At 63.1% G+C, this 26,408-nt stretch carries 28 protein-coding genes and 1 pseudogene; 17 read left to right on the forward strand and 12 right to left on the reverse strand.

Going from position 1 to position 26,408, the window contains the following annotated elements; all coding sequences use genetic code 11:
* Positions 1 to 63 precede the first annotated feature (63 nt).
* Positions 64 to 897: an IclR family transcriptional regulator domain-containing protein gene (locus HHL14_RS13895; protein WP_169498171.1), complete on the forward strand. Its 834-nt coding sequence runs from the start codon at positions 64 to 66 to the stop codon at positions 895 to 897.
* A 103-nt stretch (positions 898 to 1,000) separates the two neighbouring features.
* Positions 1,001 to 1,573, forward strand: a complete 573-nt coding sequence (locus tag HHL14_RS13900; protein WP_230413029.1) for a hypothetical protein — start codon at positions 1,001 to 1,003, stop codon at positions 1,571 to 1,573.
* A gap of 43 nt (positions 1,574 to 1,616) precedes the next feature.
* Here the strand turns inward: HHL14_RS13900 and HHL14_RS13905 are convergent, their stop codons facing one another.
* Positions 1,617 to 2,318, reverse strand: coding sequence for a FadR/GntR family transcriptional regulator (locus HHL14_RS13905; protein WP_169498172.1), 702 nt, complete (start codon positions 2,316 to 2,318; stop codon positions 1,617 to 1,619).
* Between the two features lie 166 nt (positions 2,319 to 2,484).
* Here HHL14_RS13905 and HHL14_RS13910 point away from each other — a divergent pair, with 166 nt between their 5' ends.
* From HHL14_RS13910 to HHL14_RS13930, 5 genes are all read left to right on the forward strand, one after another.
* Positions 2,485 to 3,639, forward strand: a complete 1,155-nt coding sequence (locus HHL14_RS13910) for a mandelate racemase family protein (RefSeq protein WP_169498173.1) — start codon at positions 2,485 to 2,487, stop codon at positions 3,637 to 3,639.
* A gap of 356 nt (positions 3,640 to 3,995) precedes the next feature.
* Positions 3,996 to 5,132, forward strand: a complete 1,137-nt coding sequence (locus tag HHL14_RS13915) for a porin (protein WP_169498174.1) — start codon at positions 3,996 to 3,998, stop codon at positions 5,130 to 5,132.
* A gap of 21 nt (positions 5,133 to 5,153) precedes the next feature.
* Complete coding sequence (locus tag HHL14_RS13920) at positions 5,154 to 6,953, forward strand: sodium:solute symporter family transporter (RefSeq protein ID WP_169498175.1); 1,800 nt, start codon at positions 5,154 to 5,156, stop codon at positions 6,951 to 6,953.
* Positions 6,954 to 7,083: 130 nt separating this feature from the next.
* Positions 7,084 to 8,289 carry an oligogalacturonate lyase family protein gene (locus HHL14_RS13925; RefSeq protein WP_169498176.1) on the forward strand — a complete coding sequence of 402 codons (1,206 nt, stop codon included), beginning with the start codon at positions 7,084 to 7,086 and terminating at the stop codon, positions 8,287 to 8,289.
* A gap of 265 nt (positions 8,290 to 8,554) precedes the next feature.
* Positions 8,555 to 9,460 (forward strand): cation diffusion facilitator family transporter, encoded by a 906-nt coding sequence (locus HHL14_RS13930; protein WP_169498177.1) that lies wholly within the window; start codon positions 8,555 to 8,557, stop codon positions 9,458 to 9,460.
* Here HHL14_RS13930 and HHL14_RS13935 read toward each other — a convergent pair.
* Positions 9,435 to 10,409, reverse strand: a complete 975-nt coding sequence (locus HHL14_RS13935; RefSeq protein ID WP_169498178.1) for a LysR family transcriptional regulator — start codon at positions 10,407 to 10,409, stop codon at positions 9,435 to 9,437. The genes HHL14_RS13930 and HHL14_RS13935 overlap by 26 nt on opposite strands.
* A 180-nt stretch (positions 10,410 to 10,589) precedes the next feature.
* On the opposite strand from HHL14_RS13935, the gene gtdA reads away from it, so the two are divergent.
* The 5 genes from gtdA (at position 10,590) to HHL14_RS13960 (ending at position 16,024) form a co-directional block, all read left to right on the forward strand.
* A complete protein-coding gene (gtdA, locus tag HHL14_RS13940) occupies positions 10,590 to 11,636 on the forward strand; it encodes a gentisate 1,2-dioxygenase (protein WP_169498179.1) in 1,047 nt (348 codons plus the stop codon).
* 174 nt (positions 11,637 to 11,810) lie between these two features.
* The gene (locus tag HHL14_RS13945; RefSeq protein WP_169498180.1) at positions 11,811 to 12,509 is read left to right on the forward strand and encodes a fumarylacetoacetate hydrolase family protein; all 699 of its coding nucleotides are present in this window, start codon (positions 11,811 to 11,813) and stop codon (positions 12,507 to 12,509) included.
* 152 nt (positions 12,510 to 12,661) lie between these two features.
* Positions 12,662 to 13,303 (forward strand): maleylacetoacetate isomerase, encoded by a 642-nt coding sequence (gene maiA, locus HHL14_RS13950; protein ID WP_169498181.1) that lies wholly within the window; start codon positions 12,662 to 12,664, stop codon positions 13,301 to 13,303.
* A gap of 60 nt (positions 13,304 to 13,363) precedes the next feature.
* Positions 13,364 to 14,572 (forward strand): 3-hydroxybenzoate 6-monooxygenase, encoded by a 1,209-nt coding sequence (locus HHL14_RS13955; RefSeq protein ID WP_169498182.1) that lies wholly within the window; start codon positions 13,364 to 13,366, stop codon positions 14,570 to 14,572.
* A gap of 60 nt (positions 14,573 to 14,632) precedes the next feature.
* Complete coding sequence (locus tag HHL14_RS13960) at positions 14,633 to 16,024, forward strand: MFS transporter (RefSeq protein WP_169498183.1); 1,392 nt, start codon at positions 14,633 to 14,635, stop codon at positions 16,022 to 16,024.
* Positions 16,025 to 16,200: 176 nt separating this feature from the next.
* On the opposite strand, the gene HHL14_RS13965 is transcribed toward HHL14_RS13960, so the two are convergent.
* Together HHL14_RS13965 and HHL14_RS13970 are read right to left on the reverse strand one after the other, a co-directional pair.
* The gene (locus tag HHL14_RS13965; RefSeq protein WP_169498184.1) at positions 16,201 to 16,446 is read right to left on the reverse strand and encodes a hypothetical protein; all 246 of its coding nucleotides are present in this window, start codon (positions 16,444 to 16,446) and stop codon (positions 16,201 to 16,203) included.
* A gap of 148 nt (positions 16,447 to 16,594) precedes the next feature.
* The gene (locus HHL14_RS13970) at positions 16,595 to 17,509 is read right to left on the reverse strand and encodes a LysR substrate-binding domain-containing protein (RefSeq protein WP_169498185.1); all 915 of its coding nucleotides are present in this window, start codon (positions 17,507 to 17,509) and stop codon (positions 16,595 to 16,597) included.
* A gap of 214 nt (positions 17,510 to 17,723) precedes the next feature.
* On the opposite strand from HHL14_RS13970, the gene HHL14_RS13975 reads away from it, so the two are divergent.
* The 5 genes from HHL14_RS13975 to dmpG all read left to right on the forward strand — a co-directional run bounded on the left by HHL14_RS13975 (position 17,724) and on the right by dmpG (position 21,629).
* Complete coding sequence (locus HHL14_RS13975) at positions 17,724 to 17,933, forward strand: tautomerase family protein (RefSeq protein WP_085485941.1); 210 nt, start codon at positions 17,724 to 17,726, stop codon at positions 17,931 to 17,933.
* Positions 17,930 to 18,745, forward strand: coding sequence for a 2-keto-4-pentenoate hydratase (mhpD, locus tag HHL14_RS13980; protein ID WP_169498186.1), 816 nt, complete (start codon positions 17,930 to 17,932; stop codon positions 18,743 to 18,745). Before HHL14_RS13975 ends, mhpD begins: the two co-directional genes overlap by 4 nt.
* Positions 18,742 to 19,509 (forward strand): 2-keto-4-pentenoate hydratase, encoded by a 768-nt coding sequence (locus HHL14_RS13985; protein ID WP_169498187.1) that lies wholly within the window; start codon positions 18,742 to 18,744, stop codon positions 19,507 to 19,509. Before mhpD ends, HHL14_RS13985 begins: the two co-directional genes overlap by 4 nt.
* A gap of 96 nt (positions 19,510 to 19,605) precedes the next feature.
* On the forward strand, positions 19,606 to 20,565 hold the full coding sequence (locus tag HHL14_RS13990; protein WP_169498188.1) for an acetaldehyde dehydrogenase (acetylating): 960 nt from the start codon (positions 19,606 to 19,608) through the stop codon (positions 20,563 to 20,565).
* Complete coding sequence (gene dmpG / locus HHL14_RS13995) at positions 20,565 to 21,629, forward strand: 4-hydroxy-2-oxovalerate aldolase (protein ID WP_169498189.1); 1,065 nt, start codon at positions 20,565 to 20,567, stop codon at positions 21,627 to 21,629. The genes HHL14_RS13990 and dmpG overlap by 1 nt, the downstream gene beginning before the upstream one ends.
* Before the next feature lie 798 nt (positions 21,630 to 22,427).
* Here dmpG and HHL14_RS33955 read toward each other — a convergent pair.
* From HHL14_RS33955 to HHL14_RS33810, 8 genes and pseudogenes are all read right to left on the reverse strand, one after another.
* Positions 22,428 to 22,823, reverse strand: coding sequence for an Imm50 family immunity protein (locus HHL14_RS33955; RefSeq protein ID WP_144157391.1), 396 nt, complete (start codon positions 22,821 to 22,823; stop codon positions 22,428 to 22,430).
* Positions 22,824 to 23,486, reverse strand: a complete 663-nt coding sequence (locus HHL14_RS33800; protein ID WP_169498191.1) for an RHS repeat-associated core domain-containing protein — start codon at positions 23,484 to 23,486, stop codon at positions 22,824 to 22,826.
* A 47-nt stretch (positions 23,487 to 23,533) separates the two neighbouring features.
* Positions 23,534 to 23,842, reverse strand: a complete 309-nt coding sequence (locus HHL14_RS14010) for a hypothetical protein (protein WP_169498192.1) — start codon at positions 23,840 to 23,842, stop codon at positions 23,534 to 23,536.
* A gap of 182 nt (positions 23,843 to 24,024) precedes the next feature.
* A complete protein-coding gene (locus HHL14_RS33805; RefSeq protein ID WP_169498193.1) occupies positions 24,025 to 24,615 on the reverse strand; it encodes an RHS repeat-associated core domain-containing protein in 591 nt (196 codons plus the stop codon).
* A 10-nt stretch (positions 24,616 to 24,625) separates the two neighbouring features.
* A complete protein-coding gene (locus HHL14_RS14020; RefSeq protein WP_169497937.1) occupies positions 24,626 to 24,880 on the reverse strand; it encodes an Imm32 family immunity protein in 255 nt (84 codons plus the stop codon).
* A 221-nt stretch (positions 24,881 to 25,101) separates the two neighbouring features.
* Positions 25,102 to 25,244 (reverse strand): annotated as a pseudogene (locus tag HHL14_RS33960) (RHS repeat-associated core domain-containing protein); the annotation flags it as partial.
* Between the two features lie 209 nt (positions 25,245 to 25,453).
* Positions 25,454 to 25,747 (reverse strand): hypothetical protein, encoded by a 294-nt coding sequence (locus HHL14_RS14030; protein WP_169498194.1) that lies wholly within the window; start codon positions 25,745 to 25,747, stop codon positions 25,454 to 25,456.
* Positions 25,748 to 25,812: 65 nt separating this feature from the next.
* Positions 25,813 to 26,408, reverse strand: a 596-nt coding sequence (locus HHL14_RS33810) for an RHS repeat-associated core domain-containing protein (protein WP_329601662.1), incomplete at its 5' end; no start/stop codon positions are given.

Here is a 26,408-nt window from a genome sequence, read left to right on the forward strand (position 1 = left end):
GCGGCTGCATTACCGAGCGATTTCTATTAAAATTTCACTCAGTGAAACGCACCGGAATTCGCGATGTGGTCCCCAAAAGTCAAGACGATCGACGCGCTCGAACGCGGACTGGTCACGCTGAAGACGCTCCAGGAAATGCAGGCCGCGAGCCTGCACGATCTGCACTTGCGCACCGGCATCCCGAAGGCGACGCTGCTGCGGATTCTTCTGACGTTGGAGCGTCAGGGGCTGATCTGGCAGCGGCTCGCCGACGGCTTGTTCCGGCCGAGCTATACGCTGCACGAGCGCGCGCGGCATATCGATCGCGTCGATCATCTGATCGAATGCGCGGCGCCGGAGCTGGAGCAGTTGCAAGGCAGCATCCTGTGGCCATCCGATCTGGCGGTGCGGCGCGGCACGACGATGGCGCTGTGCGAATCGAACCGCACGCGCTCGTACTTCGTCGTCAATCGCGACAAGCTCGGCTACGAGATCAACATCCTGCGCTCGGCGGTCGGACGCGCGTATCTCGCGTACTGTCCGGACGACGAACGCGAGGAGATTCTCGCGGCGCTGCGCGAAGGGCGACGCCCCGGCGACGAACTCGCCAGCAATCGCCGCTACGTCGCGCAGTTGCTGCGCGATACGCGCCGGCTCGGCTACGGCGCGCGCGATCGCACCTTCGGCGGCGCCTACGACAAGACGCGCGCCGCGTACAACGACGGCCTCTCCGCGATCGCGGTGCCGATCATGGCGCCGGATGGATCGGTGGCGGCGTGCATCAATATCGTGTGGATCGAACGGCTGTTTAAAGTCGAGGAAATGGCCGCGCGGCATCTGAAGGGGCTGCTCGAGGCGTCGGAGCGGATTGCGGCGAGGATGGTGGGCGGCACCGCCCAGGCGGAAGAATCGACCTAAGTCGCCGCCACCGCCCGGCAAGCGTAGCTATCCACGCCGACGCGCAAACTCCATTCGCCATAAAGTGTCGAATCTGCGATGTCATCACATAGGGAGGGACATCATGCTGACACACACCGAAGGCCGTCCCGACGGCAATCCGCTCCGCCTTGAACCGGCCGCCACGCGTGGTCGCGCGCGCCGTCTTCCCGTTACCGCAGCGGCCTTGCTCGCCGCCGCGCTGCTCGCCGGCTGCGCGCAGCCCTGGACCGCATTCCAGCCCGGCGAAGACGCGTCGCTGCTAGCCACCCGGCTCGGCAAGCCCGCCGAGACCTATAGCCTGCCCGACGGCGGCAAACGTCTGATGTGGCCGACCCAGCCGCTCGGCTATACGACGATCGCCGCGGATGTGTCGGCGGACGGCAAGATCGAGAGCGTGCGCCAGGTGCTGCAACCCGACGAATTCAACCAGGCGCAAGTCGGCGCGTGGACCAAGCAGGACGTGCTGGTCCATTTCGGCCGCCCGGCTGCCACCAAAGCGATGCCCCGTCTCAACGAGGAAGTCTGGAGCTACCGCTATCGGGACAGCGGCACCTGGCAACTGTTGTACAACTTCTATTTCGACCAGTCCGGCGTGCTGCGCCTCACCCAACAGTCTCCCGACCCGCTGCGACAGACCGGCAACACGCTTTATTGAGCCTGCTTATTGAGCCCGCTGATTGAGCACGCTCACCGCGCGCTCATTCCCCCGCTTCCGCGCTACGCAAGCGCGCACGGCTATTGGACAGGTGCATGTACATAGCCGCGCGCGCGCCATCGACGTCGCCGCGCGAGATCGCCTCGTAAATATTCGCGTGTTCGCTGTTGACCCGCGTCGCGTAGCTCGTCGGGTCGAGCCGCGGCCGCGGCGCGAACGACGGATCGAGCTGCGACAGCACGTCGACGAAAAACGGATTGCCGGTCGAGCGCGCAATCTGGATATGGAACTGAAAGTCGTACGGCGCCGCATCGATACCGGCGCTCGCGTGCGCTTCGAGTTCGTCGAGCGCGGCCTTGATCGCCGCCAGATCCTGGCGCGATGCGCGCTGCGCGGCGAGGCCCGCGCTTTCCGTTTCGATACAGATGCGCAACTCCAGGATCGCCAGCACGTCGCGGCGCGTACGCGCGGAGGCGGTCGTCAATCCGACGCTCGGCGCCGGCGTGCCCGCGTCGATGACGTAACTGCCCATGCCCTGACGCGTCTCGATCAGACCGGACATGCGCAGCCGCTGCACCGCCTCGCGCGCGACCGCGCGGCTCACTTCCTGGGTCCGCATCAACTCGAACTCGGTGGGCAGCTGATCGCCCGGCTTCAGCGCGCCGGTGCTGATCTGCTCGCTGAGCCAGTCGAAGACGTTTTCGGCGCGCCGTCGGGTGCGACGTGCGGGCAACGGAGAATTCATTGAGTCGTCCAGGTTGGGTGTGATACATTGTCCGTCATATGATGACTGACAGTAGTTGATATACAGAGTATAGCGCTGGCGCCGCGCGCCCGCGATCCAAGCACACCGCCCGGCAGACCTACGCGCCCCGGGCGAACCAGGACTCCTCTTCTCACGGAACCGCACCATGAAGATCGAACGCGTCACGCGCACCGTCTTTACCTATCCCACGCGACGCGCCGTCGACAGCGGCGGCCACTCGCACCCCGGCGACGAGCGCCAGGCGAGCATGGCCCTGCTCACCATCGAAACGGACACCGGCGCGGCGGGTCACGCGTTCGGGCCGCCCGAAGTGATCCGCGAGGAACTCCTCGCCGCGCACGTGCGGCACGTGCTGAGCGGCCGTCATCCGTTCCAGCGCGAGGCGCTGTGGCAAGACCTCGCGCACCGCCAGCGCGGCAGTGCCGGCCAGTTGACCGACCGCGCGCTCGCGGTCGTCGATCAGGCGCTCTGGGATCTGGCCGGCCGGGCGCTGGGCACGCCGGTCTATCAGCTGATCGGCGGCTTCCGCGACAAGGTGCCGGCCTACGGCAGCACGATGTGCGGCGACGAACTGGCCGGCGGCCTCGCCACCCCGGACGACTACGCGCGCTTCGCCGAACGGCTGGTCGCGCGCGGCTACAAGGCGATCAAGCTGCATACGTGGATGCCGCCGGTCTCGTTCGCACCGGACGTGACGATGGACATCAAGGCCTGCGCGGCGGTGCGCGAGGCGGTCGGGCCGGAGATCGCGCTGATGCTCGACGGCTACCACTGGTACAGCCGCACCGACGCGCTGCGGATCGGTCGCGCGCTCGAACAACTGAATTTCGCGTGGTTCGAGGAGATGATGGACGAGCAGAGCATGGCGTCGTACAAATGGCTCGCCGATCAGCTCGACGTGCCGATCGTCGGGCCGGAATCGATGTCGGGCAAGCACCATCTGCGCGCGGACTGGATTGCCGGCAACGCGTGCGACATCCTGCGGGCGGGCGTGGCCGGCGTCGGCGGCATCTCGCCGACGCTGAAAGTCGCGCATCTGGCCGAATCGTTCGGGATGAACTGCGAGATTCACGGCAACGGCGCGGCCAATCTGGCCGTCACCGCGGCGATCGCGAACTGCCGCTGGTACGAGCGCGGCCTGCTGCACCCGTTCCTCGATTACGACCAGCCGCCCGCGTATCTGCGTAGTCTGGCCGATCCGATGGACGCCGACGGCTTCGTGCATCTGTCGCAGGCGCCGGGTCTCGGCGAGGATATCGACTTCGAGTACATCGCCGCGCATACCGTCCAGCGCAGCTAGACAGCGGCGGCACGCCACCCGGTTGTTCGCAGTTGTCCATTGAGTTGTCCGCCGGCGTGCGCGCCTGCGGACAACTCACCCACCCCGCCAATGCCCGTCCCACGGGCCTTTTCTTTCCCACCACACCCGCCCGCGAGGGTAAACCGCTATTGAGACAGTTGTTCGATGACTGATAATGTTCGTTGTCGGTTGTACGATGACGAATAAATACAACAACATCATAACGACCGGCGCAAAAACAAAACATCCGCCCGGCCATCAATGAGCCTCGGGCGCGCCTTCTAACGTGACGGAAGTGAATCAGGATGTCGACGGTAACCAGAACGTGCACAGCTCTCGCACTATGCATCGGCCAGTTGGCCGCCGCCTACTCGCCCGAACTGCCGGCCCAGGAGATGCCGGTGCAGTTCTCCGGATGGTCCGACAAGGCCTACACGCCTGTGGGCGGCGATTCGGTCAATTTCTATGGACGCTTCATCAACTCGATCGACTGGGTCACCGGCGGCGGCAATCACGGCAGCGTGCGGATGGCCAACTACGGTTCGGCGTGGGGCTTTCGCGGCTCGGAGACGCTGACCTCTGACCTGAAGGCCGTGTTCCAGGTCGAAAGCGCGTTCAGCACGACCGACGGCACCGGCACCTTCGGCGGCCGCGAAACCTTCGTCGGCCTCGCGAGCAAAACCTACGGCTCGCTGCGCATGGGCCGCTTCCAGGCGCCGTTCGACCGTCACGGCATCTTCGGCGACACGCTCGCCGAAACCCAGGGCCTCGGCATCACCACGATACTGTGGTCGAACTGCGGCCTCGGGATGAAAAGCTCCGCCGGTCTCACGAAGGGCCAAGGCTGCTTCGACATCAAGTACCCGACCTCGATCCGCTACGACTCGCCGAACTTCGGCCCGGTGTTCGGCGCGGTCCAGTACTACGCATACGATCAGGACGTCAACAACGGCGGTCTCGGCGCGCCGCACGTGTGGTCCGCGTCGCTCAACTACGTGAGCGGCCGGCTGCAGGCCGCGATCGGCTTCGAGGGCGACTATGGCGTGCTCGGTCCCGGACAGAACAACTACGCGGCGGAAATTCTCGCCGGCTATCAGCTCACGCAATCGGTCTACTTCGGCGGCATCGTCCAGCAGTTGAACTACCAGGTCAACGCGCAGCGTCAGAACATCCGCCAGAACATGCTGGGCCTCGTCGCGCGCTATACGCCGGGACCGTGGGGCTTCGAGCTGAACTACGGCGTCGCTGGCAGCGGTTATGGCAGCGCACCGGTCGGCGCGTCCGTCGGCGCGGTGAAGAAAGGCCCGGCCACCGGCGCGCAACACATCGTCTTCACCACGCGCTACGACCTGTCGAAGCGCACCGCGCTGTATGGCCAGCTGGTCGCGCTCAGAAACGCATCGAACGCGATCTACAGCATCAAGCCGATGGGCGTGCAGAGCCCCGGCAAAAACGAGCAGGGCATCTCGCTCGGCATGATCCACTACTTCTGATCCGGCTTAGCGGAGTCACGCATGGATATCAACATACTCGTCGTAGTCGCGTACATCGGCTTTCTGATCGCGATCACCCTGTCGTTCCGTTCCTTCAACCGGAATACCAGCGACTATTTCAGCGGCGGCGGCAAGGTGCTGTGGTGGATGGTGGGCGCCACCGCGTTCATGACGCAATTCTCCGCGTGGACGTTTACCGGCGCGGCCTCGAAAGCGTTCAACGACGGCTTCGCGATCGTCGTGCTGTACCTCGCCAACGCGGTCGGCTATCTGACCAACTACCTGTACTTCGCGCCGCGCTTCCGGCAAATGCGCGTCGTGACCGCCACCGAAGCGCTGCGCTCGCGCTTCGGCCGCACCAGCGAACAGAGCTTCGTGTGGCTTAGCGTGCTCGACGGCCTGCTGTCGGCCGGGCAATGGCTGAACGGGCTCGCGATCATCACCGGCGCGGTGTTTCATCTGCCGGTCGGCACGGTGATCGTCGCGACCGGGCTCGTGGTGATCGCGATGGCGCTCGCCGGCGGCGCATGGGTAATGGTCGCCTCCGACTATCTGCAGATGCTGATCGTGATGGCCGTCACGTTCACCTGCACGATCGTCGCGCTCGGCAATGCGGGCGGTATCACGCCGATCGTCGACAGCTTCCACGACACCTTCTGGATCGGCCATGGTTACGCGTATGCCGGACTGTTCGCGCTGTGGGTCGTGATGATCGTCGTCAAGCAGATCTTCATGATGAACAACGGCCTGAACTCGTATCGCTACATCTGCGCGAAGGACAGCGAACACGCCCGCAAGGGTGCGTTGCTGACCTGCGTGCTGAGCGTCGTCGGGCCGCTCGTGTGGTTCGTGCCGGCGTGGTTCATGCACTTCCGGATGCCGGATTTCGCCGGCGACTTCGGCATGCTCGGCCACGACGCGCGCGAAGCGGTGTTCGTCGCGTTCGTGTCGAAGTTCATGCCGGCCGGCATGCTCGGTCTGCTGATGGCGGCGATGTTCGCCGCGTCGATGTCGGCGATGGATGCCGGTATCAACCGCAACGCCGGCTTCTTCGTGCGCAACTTCTATCGCACGGTGCTGCGCCCCAGCGCCAGCGAAAAGGAACTGATGGTTGCGTCGAAACTCGCATCGCTGGTATTCGGCCTGATGGTGGTGGGCGTCGGCATGGCGATCAACGCGATTCACGGCATGACGTTGTTCGACATTCTCGTGACGCTGAGCGCGATGGTCACGTTCCCGCTCGCAGTGCCGGCGATGCTCGGCTTCGTGATCCGCAAAACGCCCGACTGGTCGGGCTGGGCGACGCTGCTGGTCGGCTTCGCGGTGTCGTACGTGTTCGGCATGCTGATCGGCCAGACGACCATCGAAAACTGGTTCGGCATCAAGCTGAGCGGCCGCGAATGGGCCGACCTGCGGGTGTCGATCGTGCTCGGCGCGCACGTCGTGATTACCGCCGGCTTCTTCGTGTCGACTCGCCTGTTCTATACGGAAGCGGACGCGAAACGCGCAGCGGAACGGCGCGAGCTGTTCGAGCGCTGGGATACGCCCGTCGAATCCGACAGCGACGACGCGACCGACAACCAGCGCGAGCATCGTCAGCGCGGTCTGCTCGGCAAGCTCGTATGCCTCGCGGCGCTCGGCATCATGGCGCTGTCGCTGCTGCCCAACGCGATGAACGGTCGCTTCGTATTCCTGATCTGCGGTGCGATCCTGCTGATTCCCGGCGCGTGGCTGTATCACTCGGCGAGCGCGGGACGCATGGCCGTGGTCGCCGAGCGCCGCCGCAATCCCAAAAGCAAGATGACGCGCTCGCGTACCTGAACGGGACACGCGCCGGCAACACGCCGAATGCAGGTGAAGAACGCAAGTGAAAGCGTGGCCCTTCACCTGCCAATACAAGAACACAAGAACGACATCGAACGGGCGCGCCGCCCGTTCCGAAGGACTGACTATGAGCAAGGGTAAAACGCTGCAACTGCACTACGCCGAACGCGTCGATCCGCTGACCGGCGCGAAGGTCACTCGCCTCACGCCGCCGGACGTCACCTGCCATCGCAACTACTTCTATCAGAAGTGCTTCAGCAACGACGGCACGCGCCTGCTGTTCGGCGGCGGCTTCGACGGTCACTGGAACTACTGGCTGCTCGATCTGCCGACCGGAGTCGCGACCCAACTGACCGAAGGCCCCGGCGACAACACCTTCGGCGGCTTTCTGTCGCCCGACGACACGCACCTCTACTACGTGAAGAACGACCGCCGTCTGCAACGGCTCGATCTGCAGACGCTCGAAGAATCCGTGGTCTACGAAGTGCCGGAAGATTACGTCGGCTATGGCACATGGGTCGCGAATTCGGCTTGCAGCAAGGTCGTCGGCATCGAGATCGCCGCGAGCGACTACATGCCGCTCACCGACTGGCGCAAGTTCCACGAGTTCTATTTCAGGCAGCCGCGCTGCCGGCTGCTCAGCATCGATCTGCGCGACGGCTCGCGCCAGGTGATCCATGAAACGAATCAATGGCTCGGGCACCCGATCTATCGTCCGTTCGACGATCGTACGGTGGCGTTCTGCCACGAAGGCCCGCACGACCTCGTCGACACGCGCATGTGGCTCGTCGACGAGGACGGCGGCAACGTGCGCAAGGTGCACGAGCATGCCGAGGGCGAGAGTTGCACGCACGAATTCTGGGTGCCCGACGGCAGCCGGATGATCTACGTGTCGTATCGCAAGGGCGATCCGCGCCGCTATATCCGTAGCTTCGATCCGCAGCGCAATACCGACGTCGAACTGATGGAAATGCCGCCGTGCTCGCATCTGATGAGCAATCACGACGGCTCGCTGCTGGTCGGCGACGGTTCGGACACGCCGGTCGACGTCAGCGACGTCGGCGCGCATACGATCGAGAACGATCCTTACCTGTACCTGTTCGAACCGGCCACGCGCACCACGCAGCGCATCGCCGCGCACCATACGTCGTGGCGCGTGCTCGACGGCAACCGCCAGGTCACGCACCCGCATCCGTCGTTCACGCCGGATAACCGCAGCGTGCTGTTCACGTCCGATTGCGACGGCCAGCCCGCGCTGTATCTGGCGGAGCTGCCGGCTGCCGTGGCGCGCGCGGCGGCGACGCAGGCGCCGGTGCTCGCGACTGCCTCGTAAGCGCTTCGTAAGTGCCCGCAGGAGTATGGTGCGGGCACGACCTGCAAGCCGGCCGCGTCGCTGGTCGTGCCCGCGATAGAAGTCTTGCCCGGCACGAAACTGGCCGGCCTCCCCACTTCCGATGAAGACCGTGCTTCTGACGTTTGTCGTGGGGGCACGGCGAACTTGACCGTTAGTTGCGTTATAGAAACGACACGGACCACCGACTTCACGCCCGCGCCCGCTATACTCCCCCCACGTCTTTCACCGCCGGGCGCCTCCTATCATGAAAGCCTCCGACCTCGAACAGCGCATCCTCAAACAATCGCTGCTTTGCACCGTGATGATCGCGGCTCTCGGGATCGTGGTCGGGATCCTGAGCGGCTCGCTGGCGATCATCTTCGACGGCATGTTCTCCGCGCTCGACTCCGCGATGTGCGGCCTGTCGCTACTCGTCACCCGCCTGCTGCAGCAGGAAACCAACCGGCGCTTCCAGCACGGCTTCTGGCACATCGAACCACTGGTGCTCGTATTCAACGGCAGCGTGCTGGCGGTGCTGTGCGCGTATGCGTTCATCAACGCGGTCAAGGGTCTGCTCGACGGCGGCCACGAACTCGAATTCGGTTGGGGCGTGTTCTACGCGATCGTGGTGGCGTCGTTCTGCTTCTTCATGTTCTTTCGCGAGCGGCGCGTGAATCGCGCGATCGAGTCCGAGCTGATCGCACTCGACGTCAAGAGCTGGCTGATGTCGGCCTGCATCAGCGCGGCGCTGCTGGTGGCGTTCTCGCTCGCGTGGCTGCTCGAACGCGTCGGCCACGGCCATCTGACGCCCTACATCGACCCCGGCGTGCTCGCGCTGCTGACGCTAGCGCTGATTCCGATGCCGATCGGCACCGTGATCGGCGCGATCAAGGAAGTGCTGCTGATTACGCCGCCGGAGCTGGAGCACGAATTGCGCGACCTGATGCGGCAACTGACCGCCGACTACGGCTTCATCAAGCACTCGCACTACGCGACACGCATCGGCCGTGGGCTCTTTGTCGAGGTGCACATCGTGCTGCCCGAGACGATGGAGCACGCCGGCGTGCGCCAGCTCGATCAGATCCGCGAGCGCATCTCGCGCGCGATCGGCGAGGCGGGCCCGGACCGCTGGCTCACGGTCGCGTTCACGCGCGATCCGCGCTGGTTGTGAGGCCGCGCGCGGACTGACCGTCGTCGTCCTCGTCCGGCAGGCCCCGCGCGCATTCGCGCAGACTCTCGATCGCCAGCGCAACCGCCGCGCGGTCCCGGTTTTCCTCGCGCCAGTACATCGACACCGCGCCTTCGCCGGCCAGCTCGATCTGCAGAATCCGCACCGAATTGAGCCGCTCGAAGCGCAGCGCCGCGCGATGCGACGCAACGCCGAGCAGGTCCGTGTGATTGAGCAGCGTGATGTTGAGGATCGACGAATTCGACTCGACGACATGAGCCGGCATCGTGCGGCCCGCTTCGGCGAGCGCGTTGTCCATCGCGTTGCGCACCGGCGTGCCCTGCGGCCAGACGATCCACGAGTAGTCGAACACGTCGTCCCAGTCGAGCGCGCCGCGCGCGACGAGCGGATGCCCGGGCCGCGCGACCAGGTTGATCGGCTCCATATAGAGCGTCTCGACGCGGATCTCGGGATTGTCGTTATGTTGCGCCGACCGGCCCACCACGATGTCCAGCTCACCGCGCGCCAGTTGCGGCAGCAGCTGATTCATCGTGCTCTCCTGCAGCCGCACGTGCGCGCGCGGCATCTGCTGCAGTAGCCGCGATACCGCGAGCGGCACCGTGTCCGCGGCCGCCACCCCCGACGTACCGATCGACACCAGGCCGCTGCCGCCGTCGCGCAACGCCTGCATGTCGTCGCGCGCATTGTCGAGGCGCGCCTCGATGCGCCGCGCGTGCTGGATCAGCGCCTCGCCATAGACGGTGGGCCGCAAACCGCGCGCGTGCCGCTCGAACAGCGGCAGGCCGACGTCCTCCTCCAGTTCCTTGAGCCACTTCGAAAGACCAGGCTGGGTCGAATTCAACGCCGTCGCGGACTGGCTCAGATTGCCGGTCGCCGCGAGACTCAACAGCACATGCAGATGCCGCAGACGCAGCCGATGGGTCCAGTCCATAACGTCACGCTCCCGTGAAGGTATATCTCGAATGGTATGGATGAGAATATTTCGTTATTTTACGAGTTATACCTCGCTGCCCTATAAATACGCAACGATGAGCGATTTCCGGCCGCCAACTCGCGCATCGCGAAGCCCTGGCGAAGCCGAACGACCCACAACCGTTGTACGGAGACACGCATGAACGCACCCACCCAGCGCGAACAACGCGCCGCCTATTACGAATCGATCGCGCACCAGCGTTTGACGCCGCTGTGGGAGTCCCTGCATAACCTCGTGCCGAAGCAGCCGCAGCCGGTCGCGCAGGCCGCAATCTGGAAGTACGCGCAGATCCGCGATCTGGTGATGCAGGCGGGGTCGGTGATCAGCGCGGAAGAAGCGGTGCGTCGCGTGCTGGTGCTGGAAAACCCCGGTCTGCCCGGCAAGTCGAGCATGACGCCGAACCTCTATGCCGGCCTGCAGCTGATCCTGCCGGGCGAGATCGCGCCGAGCCATCGGCATACGCAGTCGGCGCTGCGTTTCATCGTCGAGGGACGCGGCGCGTGGACCGCGGTCAACGGCGAGCGCACCACCATGCATCCGGGCGACTTCATCATCACGCCGTCGTGGACGTGGCACGACCACGGCAATCCGTCGGTCGAGGAAGGCGGCGAGCCGGTCGTGTGGCTCGACGGTCTCGACATCCCGCTCGTCGCGCATCTCGACGCCGGCTTCGCGGAAAACTATCCGGAAGCGACGCAGCCGCTCTCGCGCGCGGAAGGCGACAGCTTCGCGCGCTTCGGCCACAACATGGCGCCGGTCCGTCAACGCGTGACCGACCCGACCTCGCCGATCTTCAACTACCCGTACGAGCGCAGCCGCGAAGCGCTCGACGCGCTCTACCGCAATGGCGAGCTCGACGAGTGGGACGGCGTGAAGCTGCGCTACGTGAATCCGACCACCGGCGGCTGGCCGATGCCGACCATCGCGACGTTCATGCAGTTCCTGCCCGCGGGCTTCACCGGCCGCTCGTATCAGAGCACCGATGCGACCGTCTACTGCGTGGTCGAAGGGCGCGGCACCGCGCATATCGGCGAGCGCGAATTCGCGTTCGAGCCGCACGACGTGTTCGTCGTGCCGTCGTGGCAACCGGTGCGGCTGTCGGCATCGGCGGATAGCGTGCTGTTCAGCTATTCGGACCGGCCGGTGATGGCCGCGCTCAATCTGCTGCGCGAGCAGCGTAACTGAGCCACGCAAGCAGCAACGCCACCGGACAACGCAGCCGGGCCGCGTCAGATACGACGCCGCGGCCCGACCCAGCCGGACCACCCCACCGCCGAACTTCGCCGCGGGCACACAACCAGCCGCCCGCCCGCGGCCCGGCACGCCCTTTTTCCAATTCTGAGCAAGTGAGACCGAACCATGGCATTCGTTTTTACCCCTGAAGCGCCCGTCGCCGTTCCCGTCGTCGGCAGCAGCGATCAGATCGCGGTGCGCCGCGTCTATTGCGTCGGCCGCAACTACGCGGCGCATGCTCGCGAAATGGGCTTCGATCCGGATCGCGAACCGCCGTTCTTCTTCTGCAAGCCGCGCGATTCGGTGGTGCCGGTGAACTACGGCGACACGCTGGAACTCGCGTATCCGGCGCAAACGCAGAACTATCACTACGAAGCCGAACTGGTGGCGGTGATCGGCAAGGGCGGCTCGGACATCGCGCTGGACGACGCGCTCGATCACGTGTGGGGCTACGCGGTCGGCCTCGACATGACCCGCCGCGATCTGCAGATGAAGATGCGCGAGATGGGCCGTCCGTGGGAAATCGGCAAGGCGTTCGACCGTTCCGCGCCGATCGGCCCGATCCATCGCGCGAGCGATGTCGGCCACTTCGAGAGCGGCGGCCTGTGGCTCAACGTGAACGGCGAGACGCGCCAGAAGAGCGACGTGTCGCATCTGATCTGGTCGGTCGCGGAGACGGTCGCGGATCTGTCGAAGTTCTTCCACCTCGAACCGGGCGATCTGATCTATACCGGCACGCCCGAAGGTGTCGGCGCGGTGAAGCGCGGCGAAACGATGACGGTCGGCGTCGAGCGCCTGGGCGAACTGACCGTGAAGGTGGTGTGAGGTTCGCCTGAGCGTTGCCCAGGTTTTGCCCGAGTTTTGCCTGAGTTACGCCTGCGTGTCTCCAGAGCCGTCCCGGCGCACGCGATGAGCCGCCGCGGCGGCTCATCGACCGGAAACGCACCGCGCCCTATCACCCGGAAACAGGATCTATCGTGCAACTCTACAGTTTCTTCAATAGTTCGACCTCCTACCGAGTGCGGATCGCGCTCGCGCTCAAGGGCGTCGACTATGAATGCGTGCCCGTCAACATTCGCACCGGCGCGAATCGCGACGCGCAATACGTCGCTCATATCAATCCGTCGGCGGTGGTGCCGGCGCTGGTCGACGGTGATTTCCAGCTCGGCCAGTCGCTCGCGATCATCGACTATCTGGACGCGGTCTATCCCGAACCGCGCCTGATTCCGGCGGATCCGCTCGAACGCGCGCGCGTGCTGGAGTTCGCGAACCTGATTTCGTGCGACATCCATCCGGTCAACAACCTGCGCGTGCTGCGCTATCTGCAGGACGTGCTGAAGCTCACGACCGAGCAGAAAGACGCGTGGTATCGGCACTGGGTCGCCGAAGGCATGGCGGCTGTCGAGCGTCTGCTCGCCCGCTCGAACGCCGGCCCCTGGTGCTTCGGCGCGCAACCGACGCTCGCCGACTGCTGCCTCGTGCCGCAGATCGCCAACGCGCACCGGATGGGCTGCAACCTGAGCGACTATCCGCGCGCGCTCGCGATCTACCGGCACGCGCTCGAACATCCGGCCTTCGATGCGGCGCAGCCGCAGCGCCAGCCCGACTACGTGAGCTGACGCGCCGGCATCAGGCGGACAGATAGCGGACAAGTAAGCGATAAATCAAAGGAGACAGACATGAGTGAGACACAACGGCGCCCGAGGAGCGTCATCGTCGTGGGCGGCGGCATCGGCGGACTGGCTGCGGCGCTCGCGCTCGCGCGTCAGGGCATCGCGATCCAGCTGCTCGAACAGGCGGACGAAATCCGCGAGATCGGCGCGGGCATCCAGCTCGCCGCCAATGCGTTCAACGCGCTCGACGCGCTGGGCGTCGGCGAGGCAGCGCGCGGCCGCGCGGTGTTTACCGACTACATGAAAATGATGGACGCGGTAGACGGCCGCGAGATCGTGCGCATCGACGTGGGCGCGCCGTATCGCGCGCATTTCGGCAACCCGTACGCGGTGATTCATCGCGCCGACATCCATCTGTCGATTCTCGAAGCGGTGCGCGAGCATCCGTTGATCCAGTTCCGCACCAGCACGCAGGTGATGCGCGTCGAGCAGGACGACACCGGCGTCACCGTGATCGACCAGCGCGGCGAGCGCTATCGCGCCGATGCGATCGTCGGTTGCGACGGCGTCAAATCGGCGGTGCGCCAGACGCTGATCGGCGACGCGCATCGCGTGACCGGCCACGTCGTGTATCGCGCGGTGGTCGAAGAAGCGCACATGCCCGCCGATCTGAAGATCAATGCGCCGGTGGTGTGGGCGGGTCCGCACTGCCACCTCGTGCACTACCCGCTGCGCGGCGGCCACCAGTACAACCTCGTCGTCACCTTCCATAGCCGCGAGCAGGAAGAATGGGGCGTGCGCGAAGGCAGCAAGGAAGAAGTGCTGTCGTATTTCGAGGGCATTCATCCGCTGCCGCATCAGATGCTCGATCGCCCGAGTTCGTGGAAGCGCTGGGCGACCGCCGACCGCGATCCGGTCGAGCGCTGGAGCATCGGCCGCGCCACGGTGCTCGGCGATGCCGCGCATCCGATGACGCAATATCTCGCGCAAGGCGCGTGTCAGGCGCTCGAAGACGCGGTCACGCTCGGCGCCGCGGTCGCCGAGACCGATCAGGACTTCGAAGCAGCGTTCGCGCTCTACGAGAAAGTACGCATTCCGCGGACAGCGCGCGTGCTGTACTCGGCCCGCGAGATGGGCCGCATCTATCACGCGAAAGGCGTCGAACGGCTGGTGCGCAATTCGTTGTGGACGGGCCGCACGCAGCAGCAGTTCTACGACTCGTTGCACTGGCTGCACGGCTGGCGCGCGGAAGACTGCCTCACGCAGGCTTCATGACGTACCCGATCGCACCCGATAAAACGCAGATCAACCGATAAAAATCCGCAGGAGACACCCATGACCGCTTATAGCGCCTCGCCGTCGCCGCACGCCGCGCGACCCGTCAACGTCACCGCGATGATCGACCGTAACGGCATTTCGCCGTTTCAGGTACTGATCGTCGTGCTGTGCTTTCTGATCGTCGCGATCGACGGCTTCGATACCGCCGCGATCGGCTTCATCGCGCCGGCAATCCGTACGCAATGGCAACTGACGCCGGCGCAACTCGCACCCGCGCTCGGCGCCGGGCTCGCCGGCCTGATGGCGGGCGCGCTGCTGTTCGGCCCGTTCGCGGACCGCATCGGCCGCAAGCGTTTGCTGCTGCTGTGCGTGTTCGGCTTCGGCGTCGCGAGCGTGGCATCCGCGTTCTCGACCTCGATGCAGATGCTGATCGTGCTGCGCTTTCTCACCGGCATGGGACTCGGCGCAGCGATGCCCAACGCGATCACGCTGACTTCGGAGTATTGCCCCGCGTCGCGCCGTTCGTTCCTCGTCACGACGATGTTCTGCGGCTTCACGGTCGGCTCGGCGCTCGGCGGCTTCGTCGCGGCAGCGCTGATCGAACATTACGGCTGGCGCGCGGTGCTGCTGACAGGCGGTATCGTGCCGCTGCTTCTGCTGCCGGTGCTCGCGCGCTTCCTGCCGGAGTCGGTGCGCTACCTCGCGGCGGCCGGCCGCCCGGCCCCGCAGATTGTCGCGATCCTGCAGCGCATCGCACCGCTGGAGAATCTCGCGGACGCGAGTTTTGTCACGTCGGAAGGCAAGGCCGCCGGCTCGCCGATCACGCGCCTGTTCCGCCCGGATCTGCTGCGCGGCACCTTGCTGCTGTGGCTCACGTTCTTCATGAGCCTGCTCGTGATCTACCTGCTGTCGAGCTGGCTGCCGATGCTGTTGCGCAGCACCGGCGTGTCGCTGCAAACCGCCGCACTCGTGACCGCGATGTTCCAGGTCGGCGGCACGCTCGGCGCGATCGTGCTCGGCTGGTTGATGGACCGCATCAATCCGCACTACGTGCTGGCCATCAGCTACGCACTCGCGGGCGTGTTCACCGCGGCGATCGGCACGCTGACGGCAACACCGTGGCTCGCCGCGCTCGCGGTGTTCGGCGCGGGCTTCTGCGTGTCGGGCTCGCAGGTCGGCGCGAATGCGCTGTCCGCCGCGTTCTATCCGACCGACTGCCGGGCGACCGGCGTGAGCTGGGCCAACGGTATCGGCCGCATCGGTTCGGTGGTGGGCTCGCTGTCGGGCGGCGCGATGCTCGCGGCCGGCATGACGATGCCGTCGCTGTTCCTCGTCGTCGGCGTGCCGGCGGTGTTCGCGGGGATGTCGATGCTGGCGCTCGGAATCTTCGGCCACGCCAGGCCGGCCGATGGAGCGGCCGCGTTTGTCGAAACGAAATCGGCGGGTTGAGGCGTTGAGCGGTTCTGGTCGTGTTGCCGCGAGCGCTACGGCGTCGCGGCGGCTTGCGGTAACTTCGCCTCGACGTTGCCTCGACGTTGTAGCGGCTTTGTAGCAACTCGCGCCGCCGTCGCGAGTTCTAACGTCGACATCGGCCCTGCCGGCGTCCTGCTTCACCCGCTTGCCGCTCAGTTCGACGGGCGGCCGCAATCGGGCGGCGGTCCCTTCGGCGGCTGATTGCCGCCGCCATTACCGTCGCGCGGTGGCGGTGGCGGAGGACGGCCCGAATCCGACGGCGGCGATCCCGGCGGATGATCGAAACAGGGCGGTGGCGGCCGATTGCCGGAATCGCCCGCATCCGATTGCGCATGCGCGGTGAGAGATACGCCAAGTGCGCACGCGACCAGCGTGAGCGCTGCGAGCCTGCCTTTCATTACCTGTCCTCGTTCGTGCGTCGCCGATGCGACAACACGAAGGACCTTACCGTGTGGATTGCAGGGATTGCGCGGCCGTAAGTTTGGGGAAGCCTTACGCGGCCTCTCCTTCTCCTCTTCACGCCGCCACGCCTTCACGACATCACGTCTACCCCGCCGCCTGCCGCGCCCTCCCGCCTTTCGAGCGCGACGCCCGGATCAGCTTCAGAAACGCCTGCAAAATCGGCGAACTGTCGTCGCGCCGATACAGACAGCTCAACTCGATCTCGCGCAACTGCGTCGATCTGAGCGGCCGATACACAACACCTGGCAGACGCAGATTGACCGCCGATTCGGTCGTCACGCACACGCCGAAACGGCTCGCCACCAGCGCGATGCAGGTGACGACGTCCTCGACTTCCTGCTCGACGCGCAGACGCACGCCCTCGGCGCGAAACGCCGCCGCGACCTCCTGCGCGAGCCCATGCACCGGCGCGTTCGGATACAGGATCATCCGCTCGTTATCGAGGTCGCGCAGCCTGATGGTTTTCTTCTCGCACAGCGGATGCCCTTCGTAAAGCGCGACCAGATACGATTCGCGCTGCACCCAGTCGACCGCGATATCGGCCTCGTTCGGCACCAGCCGATTGAAGCCGATCGTGATGCGCCGCTCGCGCAGCGCCGCGATCTGCTCGGCCTTCGACATGTTGTGCAAGCCGATCTTCACCGCCGGCCGCTCGGTGTGGAAGTCGGCGAGCAGACGCGGAATCACGTTCAGAATCCCTGAACTGAAAATGCCGACGTCGAGTCGGCCCGTGTAGCCGTTGCCCGCCAGTTGCGTCTGCTCCTCCGCGCGCCGCGACAGCGCCAGAATGTTCGGCACTTCCTCGAGCAGCGCGCGCCCCGCTTCCGTCAGCTCCGCGCCCTTGCTGGTGCGGATAAAAAGCTGCGTGCCGAGCTCCTCCTCCAACGCGCGGATGTTGCGCGTGAGCGGCGGCTGCGCGATATGCAGCCGTTCGGCCGCGCGCCCAAAATTCAGCTCCTCGGCCAGCGCAAGGAAATAACGCATCTGCTTCAGTTCCATCGGTCCGTTTCCGTGCGCATTGACGCGCTTCAGGGTGCGATTCGATTCATACCGAAACAGTATCAGATTTTCAAAAAACAGTATTGGACGGTATGTCGCCCGAGCGGCCATCATGGCGGGCGATCCATCTGGCGCCGCCGCATTGCCGCAAGCGTAGTCCCCATCGCTTGCGCAGCGCGCCGCCTACTCCCCGCCTGGACAACCCGGAGACATCATGCCGATCATCCACATTTCCCTCGTCGAAGGTCGCGACGAAGCCGCGATCAAGGCTTGCGTCAAGGCCGTCGCGCGTACGGTGCACGAAACGCTCGGCGCGCCGCTCAATTCCATTCGCGTCTACGCAACGGTCACGCCGGCCACGCACTGGGCCGTCGGCGATCAGACCAAGGACGAAATCGCCGCTGCACAGGAGAAGGCCAAATGACGCCGCAACAGATCGAAGCCGCGGCCCGCGCGCTCGTGGAAGCCGAACGTAGCCGCGAATACATCGCGCCGCTGCGCGAAACCTACGAACAACTGAGTATCGACGACGCGTACGCAATCCAGCGCGTGAACACCGAACGGCGTATCGCCGACGGCCGTCGCGTGGTCGGCTGCAAGATCGGTCTGACGTCGGTCGCGGTACAGAAACAGCTCGGCGTCGACCGGCCCGATTTCGGCATGCTGTTCGACGACATGGGCTACGGCGACGGCGAACCGATTCCCGCGTCGATTCTCACGCAACCGAAGATCGAAGCGGAAATCGCGTTCGTGATCGGCCGCGATCTGAACCTGCGCAATCCCGGCCAGCTCGACGTGTTGAACGCGATCGACTACGCGCTGCCGGCGCTGGAAATCGTCGGTAGCCGCATTGCCAACTGGAACATCCGCATTACCGACACGATCGCGGACAACGCGTCGTCGTCGGCCTTCGTGCTTGGCAACAGCCCGCGCAAGCTGGCGGATTTCGACCTGCGCCTGTGCGGCATGGTGATGGAGCGACGCGGCGAGCCGGTCTCGGTCGGCGCGGGCGCGGCCTGCCTCGGCCATCCGATCAACGCAGTCGTATGGCTCGCACGCACGATGGCCGCGCTCGGCACGCCGCTCAAAGCCGGCGATCTGGTGCTGTCCGGCGCGCTCGGCCCGATGGTCGCGGTTACGCCCGGCGACATCTTCGAGGCGCGCATCAACGGACTGGGCTCGGTGCGAGCCGTGTTCGACACCGCCACCTCCAACGCGAACGAGGCACGTCAATGAGTCAGATCAATCAATACGCGATGCTACTCGACGACGCAGCGCGCACCGCCACCGAAGTCTCGCAGTTCGACCCCGAAGGCCGTCTGTCGCTGGATCAGGCCTACGAAATTCAGGCGGCGTCGATCCAGCGTCGCGTTGCGCGCGGCGAACGCCGCGTCGGCGTGAAGATGGGTTTCACGAGCCGCGCGAAGATGGTGCAGATGGGCCTGTCCGATGTGATCTGGGGACGCCTGACCGCCGGCATGCAGATCGAGGAAGGCGGCTCGGTCGATTTCTCGCGCTTCGTGCATCCGCGCGTCGAACCGGAAATCGCCTTCGTGCTCAAGCATTCGCTCGAGGGCGACGTGACCGGACCGCAAGCACTCGCGGCCGTCGAGGCGATCGCGCCGGCGCTTGAAATCATCGACTCGCGCTACAAGGACTTCAAATTCACGCTGCCCGAAGTGATCGCGGATAACGCGTCGTCGAGCGGCTTCGTGATCGGCGCGTGGCGCGATCCGCGCACCGACTTCAGCAACCTCGGTCTCACGCTGAACATCGACGGACGCGTCGTGCAGGTCGGCTCGACCGCCGCGCTGCTCGGTCATCCGCTGCGCTCGCTGGTCGCCGCCGCGCGTCTGTCCGCGCAAGCCGGCGAGCCGCTGCAGGCCGGCTGGATCGTGATGGCGGGCGGTGCGACGCCGGCCGAATGGATCAAGCCGGGACAGTATGTGTCGGTCGACATGGAACAGCTCGGCAGCGCGGGCTTTCACGTCAGGGGTTGACGCGCCGCGCAGCGCATCGGCTGTAGAGCGCCGGCCGGCGCGCCGCTCAACCTCGAGCACGCAACCAGCAGCATCAAGCATGATTCCGGAGTGAATATGACAGGTAAGGTCAAAGTGGCGATCATCGGCTCGGGCAATATCGGCACCGATCTGATGATCAAGGTAATGCGCAACAGCAAGCACCTCGAAATGAGCGCGATGGTCGGCGTCGATCCGCAATCGGACGGCCTCGCGCGCGCGAGCCGACTCGGCGTGACCACCACCGCCGAAGGCCTCGACGGGCTGCTCAAGCTCGATCTGTTCAAGGACATCGACATCGTGTTCGATGCGACCTCGGCAGGCGCGCACAAGCGTCACAACGACGTGCTGCAACAGCATGGCGTGCAGGTGATCGACCTGACGCCCGCGGCGATCGGCCCGTACGTGATCCCGGCGATCAACCTCGAAGCCGAGAACGCGACCAACATGAACATGGTCACCTGCGGCGGCCAGGCGACGATACCGATGGTGGCGGCGGTGTCGCGCGTCGCGAAGGTGCACTACGCGGAGATCGTCGCGTCGATCGCGAGCAAATCGGCGGGACCCGGCACGCGTGCGAACATCGATGAGTTTACCGAGACGACGCGCAGTGCGATCGAAACGCTCGGCAGCGCGACGCGCGGCAAGGCGATCATCGTGCTGAATCCGGCCGAGCCGCCGCTGATCATGCGCGACACCGTGTTCGTGCTGTCCGAGCTTGCGGACCAGCAGGCGATCGAAGACAGCATCGCGCGGATGGTGGCGAGCGTGCAGGCGTATGTGCCGGGCTATCGCCTGAAACAGAAGGTGCAGTTCGACTTGGTCTCGCCGGACCAGCCGCTAAACGTGCCGGGCCTCGGACCGAAGCATGGCCTGAAGACCTCGGTGTTCCTCGAAGTGGAAGGCGCCGCTCACTATCTGCCTGCCTACGCGGGCAATCTCGACATCATGACGTCGGCCGCGCTCGCCTGCGCCGACATGATGGCGCGCCGCCGTATCGCGGCCGGCATCGCGCGTGGACACAAGGAGGCCGTGTAATGACAACGATCGACAAGAAGCTCTATATCTCCGACGTCACGCTGCGTGACGGCAGCCACGCGATTCGCCATCAGTACAGCATCGCGCACGTGAAGGCGATTGCGGCCGCGCTCGATCAGGCCGGCGTCGACAGCATCGAAGTCGCGCACGGTGACGGCGTGGAAGGCTCGAGCTTCAACTACGGTTTCGGCGCGCATAGCGACGTCGAGTGGATCGCGGCCGCAGCCGAGAGCGTGACGACCGCCAAGATCGCGACGCTGCTGATTCCCGGCATCGGCACGATGCACGATCTGCGCAACGCGTACGATGCCGGCGCGCGCGTCGTGCGGGTCGCCACGCATTGCACGGAAGCGGACGTGTCGCGCCAGCATCTGGAATTCGCGCGCGAACTCGGCATGGACCCGGTCGGCTTCCTGATGATGAGCCACATGACCACGCCGCAGAAGCTCGCCGAACAGGCGAAGCTGATGGAGAGCTACGGCGCGAGCTGCGTGTACGTGGTCGACTCGGGCGGCGCGCTCGGCATGAACGACATCCGCGATCGTTTCCGCGCGTTCAAGGACGTGCTGAAGGCCGATACGCAGACCGGCATGCATGCGCACCACAACCTGAGCCTGGGCGTCGCGAATTCGCTGGTGGCGGTCGAGGAAGGCTGCGATCGCATCGATGCATCGCTGGCCGGCATGGGTGCCGGCGCGGGCAACGCGCCGCTCGAAGTGTTTATCGCGGCGGCGGAGCGTCAGGGGTGGCACCACGGCTGCGATCTGTATCGCCTGATGGATGCCGCCGACGATCTCGTGCGGCCGCTGCAGGATCGGCCGGTGCGGGTGGATCGCGAAACGCTTGCGCTGGGTTATGCGGGCGTGTATTCGAGCTTCCTGCGGCATGCGGAAATCGCGGCCAGAAAGTATGGGATCAAGACCGTCGATATCCTGGTGGAGCTTGGACGCCGCAAGATGGTGGGCGGGCAGGAGGATATGATCGTCGACGTCGCTCTGGATTTGCGTAAGCGTGACGCACATGAAGCGGCGCGCGTCGAGCCGACGATGAGCGAGGCGGGTTGAGGTAGTGCAGTAGCGAAGTAGGGACGCGGCCTGGTGGGTGAAGGCCGCGTTTTTTATTTTGTAGTGCGGTTATTCGTTGAGGAGGCGCTTTACTTCTTCGAAGAATGATGCGGTTGCCATCGAGCGCAAGGCCGCCAATGACGAACTGCGCAAGGTATGGCTTGCTCAGGTGCAGATACCAGGCGCCTGACCATTACCGCCAAGTAAAAGAACGAAGGGCCGTAATCGCGGCCCCTTTTATAACTAGACTCGACTTGCGAAGTTCTTCAACACGTCTGCTATCTCCAGTGCCTCCGACTCAGACAATTCGACTGGATCACCTTCTTTTGTCACTGCTTTGATATGAATGGATGACTCTTGCTCGATCCATATCCGAAGCGCTCCATCGCTTGATTCAAAGTAATCTTTCTCTTTTCCGGCGTGCATTGCTATTCACCTTTAGTTGGGAAATGAGGATTGCCATCGTCTGGCGAAACAACCTTCACCTTCCCCGTTGAGTCATAAGCATGCATATGGTCAACAGCGGCTTTGAGATCGTTGTAGGGCAATCCTGTTGTCTGATCTATATGACCACGGCCCAGTCGGAGACGTTCTTTCCCTGTACACGGACATTTCCGTTTTATCGGCGCACCAGAGGCATCTTGCTTCGCCACGACGAGTCCCCTTTGATTCGCGAGATCTCGAATCTCAGTGCGCGTTTTGTCCGTTATATCCGCCGCGCTGATTGTCGGCGGAGTTGTCACGCTTAAACCAAGCGGATCGATCCAGTCAACCGGATTCGGCGCATATGCATGGACATTAGCTGTCTCGGAGAAGGGCTGACACCCTGTCAACGCTTACTGACATGGTCTTAAACAACGCGGTGGACTCTCCCGACAGCGTTACCGTCAGAACTCCATTTTCGGTGCGCTCTATATCTAGGTTGCACCGATTGCCGCGACCAAATGATGTCATATTTACCTCATATAGGGGAAACAGAGATAACTCAACCTGAACTGTGTTTAGTCCCCTCCACTTTTCAGGAGGGGACGCAGGAAAGTCCTTCAGACAGAGAACAAATCGTGCGATTGGACCATCCCATCCAAGCTTAATTTCCTGTAAGTCCACGCCGCAGAAACTAAGAGCGTCTCCGTACAAAGACGACAGGAATTTTCCGTTGTCCAAATAGTTAAGGATTGGATTCACGTTTCTCACTCATTGATCGAAAGGATAATGCGCTGCCGTCCCAAGCACCGAACCATTTCTGGTTTCGCCAGCTGGCCTTACGTTGAAATGCGGCCCTTGATCACCGATGCCCCCTTCGCCGAATTGATGTCCCGCACCATGATCTTGAATAACGACCCGACTTCCATCTTCTCGGGTAAAGAGATACTCGCGTGTTTCCACGCGCTTACCGTTGCAAATGACCGGGCATCCTCCTCGTGAAGTCATGGGGGTCCTCGTGACGGAATCTGGACGTTGGCTCATCGGAATCCCTGCGTCACGTTTGGCCTGTCTGAAGGCGCCATTACGCCCCATCAACCCTAGGGGATCAACCCAGCTAATCGGGTTCGGAGCGTACTGGTAAACATTGACCCCACCCGCCAACCCAATCGGATCCTTCGTAATGAACCGCCCATTCTGCGGATCATAGTACCGGTGCCGGTTATAGGCGAGCCCCGTCTCCTCGTCATGATACTGCCCCTGGAACCGGATCCGGTTATCCGCGCCAACCGGATCGACGTTGCCATACGGTGCAGGCTTCACCCCACCCCACGCCTTATACCGAGCAAGCCACACCACCTTGCCCGACTGATCCACCATCTCCTGCGGCGTGCCCAGGTGGTCATTCTGGTAGATCCAGGCGCGGCCGGGCATGACCTCCAGGTAGATAAACCAAGGGCCGCAATCGCGGCCCTTCGTTTCTATAACGGCTCAATCGGCGTACTGAGTTTCATATCCTTCTTCGAGCCAATCAGATATTTATCCAGCTTCAATGCCTTGATTTCTTCCAGGGTTGCTGCACGCCATTCCCATCCATCATCCCAGGCAAACCACCTGGCACGTTGAGTGTTTTCGGCTACGCATGCGTCAGCTATATCGGTCGTACAACTATCGAATTCGGCGGCGTAACCAATGACACCACTACCTTCAACCTGTATAAAACATAGATAGTCACTTTGTTCATAGCTATCCACACTAGCTGCCATTGCGACATAGTATCTTTCGTTCAAGGTTCACCTTCTCTTTTACTTCGGGAAAGAGGTAATTACCTGACTAGTTCCAGGGGCAGTAACTATCTTCACGCTGTTCAAGATTGGATTTCCTGCCGCGTTTCCAGAAACACCACCGCCCAATCCGGCTTCGGGATAGGGAATATCGTAGTTCCAGTTCCCATTGCCGCCAACAGTCGGAGTTATTCCACCCTGCACGGCCTTGCCCCAAGCCGCGTTGGTCGTCGCAATTGGATCATCCGAAAAACGCCATGTGATGGCTTCACTGGAATGTCATTTCCGTGCTGCATCACATGATCTGTTGCAGTTTCCCCCGTTCTAGGATTAGTTCTTGACCAGTCCAAACAGCCACACGCCGGGGGCGTGGTGGACGTCAGCCCGAGCGGATCAATCCAGCCAACCGGGTTGGGCGCGTACTGATAGACGTTGATGCCGCCTTGCAGCCCGATCGGATCCTTGCTGATGAACCGCCCATTCTGCGGATCATAGTACCGATACCAGTTATAGGCGAGCGCCGTCTCCTCGTCATGATACTGCCCCTGGAACCGGATCCGGTTATCCGTGCCAACCGGATCCGCCTTGCCATACGGTGCAGGCTTCACCCCACCCCACGCCTTATACCGAGCAAGCCACACCACCTTGCCCGACTGATCCACCATCTCCTGCGGCGTGCCCAGGTGGTCATTCTGGTAGAAGTACGTCGCATGCCGGGTCTTTGCCGGCACCTGCACAAAGCGCCCATCCGTGCCCGTCGCGAGGAACGCCGGTTCCACCAGATTCTCGTCAAATCGGCTTCACTTTCTCTTGATTGTTCACGATCACATCGACGTGATTTTCGTACGAGAAGTTCGCTATCGAATCCTGAAGGTGAACATGTTCAACTTCATTGACGTCCATCTCGTAAGCAGCATTAATCAAAAATACACCAAGAGCCCGGATAACTTCCGCTTTCGCAAGAATCGAGATCTCGTCTAGCTTTAGCGATTTATCACTACCCTCAAGTGTTCCCCAAATCCTCAAGTCACCAAGTTCCGTCATAAATCGAATCCTTTGTCGCGCAAATAGTCCTTCTCTGTTCGCGTAAGACCAGAAACATCGCCGCGTGATCCATGACTTTGAGTGCCGTCTTTGTTGACAACGACCTCTTGTTTTCTGGATCTGCATTGGCAATGCGCATGAACTTGCTGGTTCGTGTTTGGCACGTGTGGCGGGTCAATTCTGATCCGCCCATTGCCAACAGTGGTCCACTGTCCCGATCGAGCTAACCCCAGTGGATCGATCCAGCCAACCGGATTTGGCGCATACGCATAAACGTTGCGCCGTGCAGCCCGATCGGATCCTTACTGAGGAACCGCCCCGAGTGAGGATCATAGTACCGGTGCCGATTGTAAGCGAGTCCCGTCTACACGTCGTTGCCCGTTCCCTGGCACTCGTCGCAATGATCCGCACCGACGCGGGTCAAATTCCCTGTCGTACAGGTGCACCTCGTCGGCCCACTCGCGACAAAGCTTTGTGTAGCAGGGCATCCCAACATCGCGCGACAGTTGACCAGAGTAGATCGGAATCAAATCGTACCCGTATCGCGGTTCATATGTACTAGCACTCATTGGCTTACTTCCCGGCCCGAATCTCGGCTAGCGCCTTTTCCAGCAGCTTCATATCCGGCGGGTCTTTCTTCGATCCTTTCGAACTCATCCACGCAGGAACCTTGCGCCGACACAACGCCAAGCCTTCTTCAGTAAAGTCATTTTTAAAGTATTGTCGATCAATCAATTTACCCGATTTATCAAATGCATCAACCGTCAGCAAACCGTTGTCCGAAAAGAACTTCGCACGCGAAATGAGCATGCGTCTCACAACAGATTGTGACTCCAGATCGGGAACAATGTTGCCGCTTGCGTCCATGAGCTTATATGCCTGGACTATGGACTCGGCTGTGCCCCACACTGAATAGTTGCTGTCCGTATCTGTCAAGGTAGCCTCACGATTTCTGAAAGACCATTTACCGGTGCAAGCTGTCCCGTAGTTCGATCTCGAACATATGTACCTCCTGCATTAAGAATGTTTGTTTCCTTGTCTAGTTGAGCAGTCTTGTCGGCCGTTGGACTGGTCACTTCATAAGTCTGTGCCTGTCCATTTTCGATCACAGCAGTATCGACGCGTCGGCGCTCACCCGTCACCGGATCTTTCACCGACTGACCCTGCGCGTTGCGCAGATAGCACTGACACTGAACCGTCGCATTCGGATGCTTCGCGCGCATCTGCGCGTTGAACACATCTTCGCGCCGCGCACCTTCAACCGCATTCGTGATGCGATCAAGTCCTAACGGATCGACCCACTGCACCGGATTTGGCGCGTACTGATAAACATTGACCCCACCCGCCAACCCAATCGGATCCTTGCTGATGAACCGCCCATTCTGCGCATCGTAATACCGGTGCCGGTTATAGGCGAGCCCCGTCTCCTCGTCATGATACTGCCCCTGGAACCGGATCCGGTTATCCGCGCCAACCGGATCCGCCTTGCCATACGGTGCAGGCTTTACCCCACCCCACGCCCTGTACC

This window comes from Paraburkholderia antibiotica (assembly GCF_012927125.1).
GTDB lineage: Bacteria > Pseudomonadota > Gammaproteobacteria > Burkholderiales > Burkholderiaceae > Paraburkholderia > Paraburkholderia antibiotica.

What these genes read in the sequence shown, in the direction of transcription:
- HHL14_RS13895 (WP_169498171.1), top strand. Translation starts at nt 64, where the DNA reads ATGTGGTCCCCAAAAGTCAAGACGATCGACGCGCTCGAACGCGGACTG.
- HHL14_RS13900 (WP_230413029.1), top strand. Translation starts at nt 1,001, where the DNA reads ATGCTGACACACACCGAAGGCCGTCCCGACGGCAATCCGCTCCGCCTT.
- HHL14_RS13905 (WP_169498172.1), bottom strand. Translation starts at nt 2,318, where the DNA reads ATGAATTCTCCGTTGCCCGCACGTCGCACCCGACGGCGCGCCGAAAAC.
- HHL14_RS13910 (WP_169498173.1), top strand. Translation starts at nt 2,485, where the DNA reads ATGAAGATCGAACGCGTCACGCGCACCGTCTTTACCTATCCCACGCGA.
- HHL14_RS13920 (WP_169498175.1), top strand. Translation starts at nt 5,154, where the DNA reads ATGGATATCAACATACTCGTCGTAGTCGCGTACATCGGCTTTCTGATC.
- HHL14_RS13925 (WP_169498176.1), top strand. Translation starts at nt 7,084, where the DNA reads ATGAGCAAGGGTAAAACGCTGCAACTGCACTACGCCGAACGCGTCGAT.
- HHL14_RS13930 (WP_169498177.1), top strand. Translation starts at nt 8,555, where the DNA reads ATGAAAGCCTCCGACCTCGAACAGCGCATCCTCAAACAATCGCTGCTT.
- HHL14_RS13935 (WP_169498178.1), bottom strand. Translation starts at nt 10,409, where the DNA reads ATGGACTGGACCCATCGGCTGCGTCTGCGGCATCTGCATGTGCTGTTG.
- gtdA (WP_169498179.1), top strand. Translation starts at nt 10,590, where the DNA reads ATGAACGCACCCACCCAGCGCGAACAACGCGCCGCCTATTACGAATCG.
- HHL14_RS13945 (WP_169498180.1), top strand. Translation starts at nt 11,811, where the DNA reads ATGGCATTCGTTTTTACCCCTGAAGCGCCCGTCGCCGTTCCCGTCGTC.
- HHL14_RS13955 (WP_169498182.1), top strand. Translation starts at nt 13,364, where the DNA reads ATGAGTGAGACACAACGGCGCCCGAGGAGCGTCATCGTCGTGGGCGGC.
- HHL14_RS13960 (WP_169498183.1), top strand. Translation starts at nt 14,633, where the DNA reads ATGACCGCTTATAGCGCCTCGCCGTCGCCGCACGCCGCGCGACCCGTC.
- HHL14_RS13965 (WP_169498184.1), bottom strand. Translation starts at nt 16,446, where the DNA reads ATGAAAGGCAGGCTCGCAGCGCTCACGCTGGTCGCGTGCGCACTTGGC.
- HHL14_RS13970 (WP_169498185.1), bottom strand. Translation starts at nt 17,509, where the DNA reads ATGGAACTGAAGCAGATGCGTTATTTCCTTGCGCTGGCCGAGGAGCTG.
- HHL14_RS13975 (WP_085485941.1), top strand. Translation starts at nt 17,724, where the DNA reads ATGCCGATCATCCACATTTCCCTCGTCGAAGGTCGCGACGAAGCCGCG.
- mhpD (WP_169498186.1), top strand. Translation starts at nt 17,930, where the DNA reads ATGACGCCGCAACAGATCGAAGCCGCGGCCCGCGCGCTCGTGGAAGCC.
- HHL14_RS13985 (WP_169498187.1), top strand. Translation starts at nt 18,742, where the DNA reads ATGAGTCAGATCAATCAATACGCGATGCTACTCGACGACGCAGCGCGC.
- HHL14_RS13990 (WP_169498188.1), top strand. Translation starts at nt 19,606, where the DNA reads ATGACAGGTAAGGTCAAAGTGGCGATCATCGGCTCGGGCAATATCGGC.
- dmpG (WP_169498189.1), top strand. Translation starts at nt 20,565, where the DNA reads ATGACAACGATCGACAAGAAGCTCTATATCTCCGACGTCACGCTGCGT.
- HHL14_RS33800 (WP_169498191.1), bottom strand. Translation starts at nt 23,486, where the DNA reads ATGCCCGGCCGCGCCTGGATCTACCAGAATGACCACCTGGGCACGCCG.
- HHL14_RS14020 (WP_169497937.1), bottom strand. Translation starts at nt 24,880, where the DNA reads ATGACGGAACTTGGTGACTTGAGGATTTGGGGAACACTTGAGGGTAGT.
- HHL14_RS14030 (WP_169498194.1), bottom strand. Translation starts at nt 25,747, where the DNA reads ATGGACGCAAGCGGCAACATTGTTCCCGATCTGGAGTCACAATCTGTT.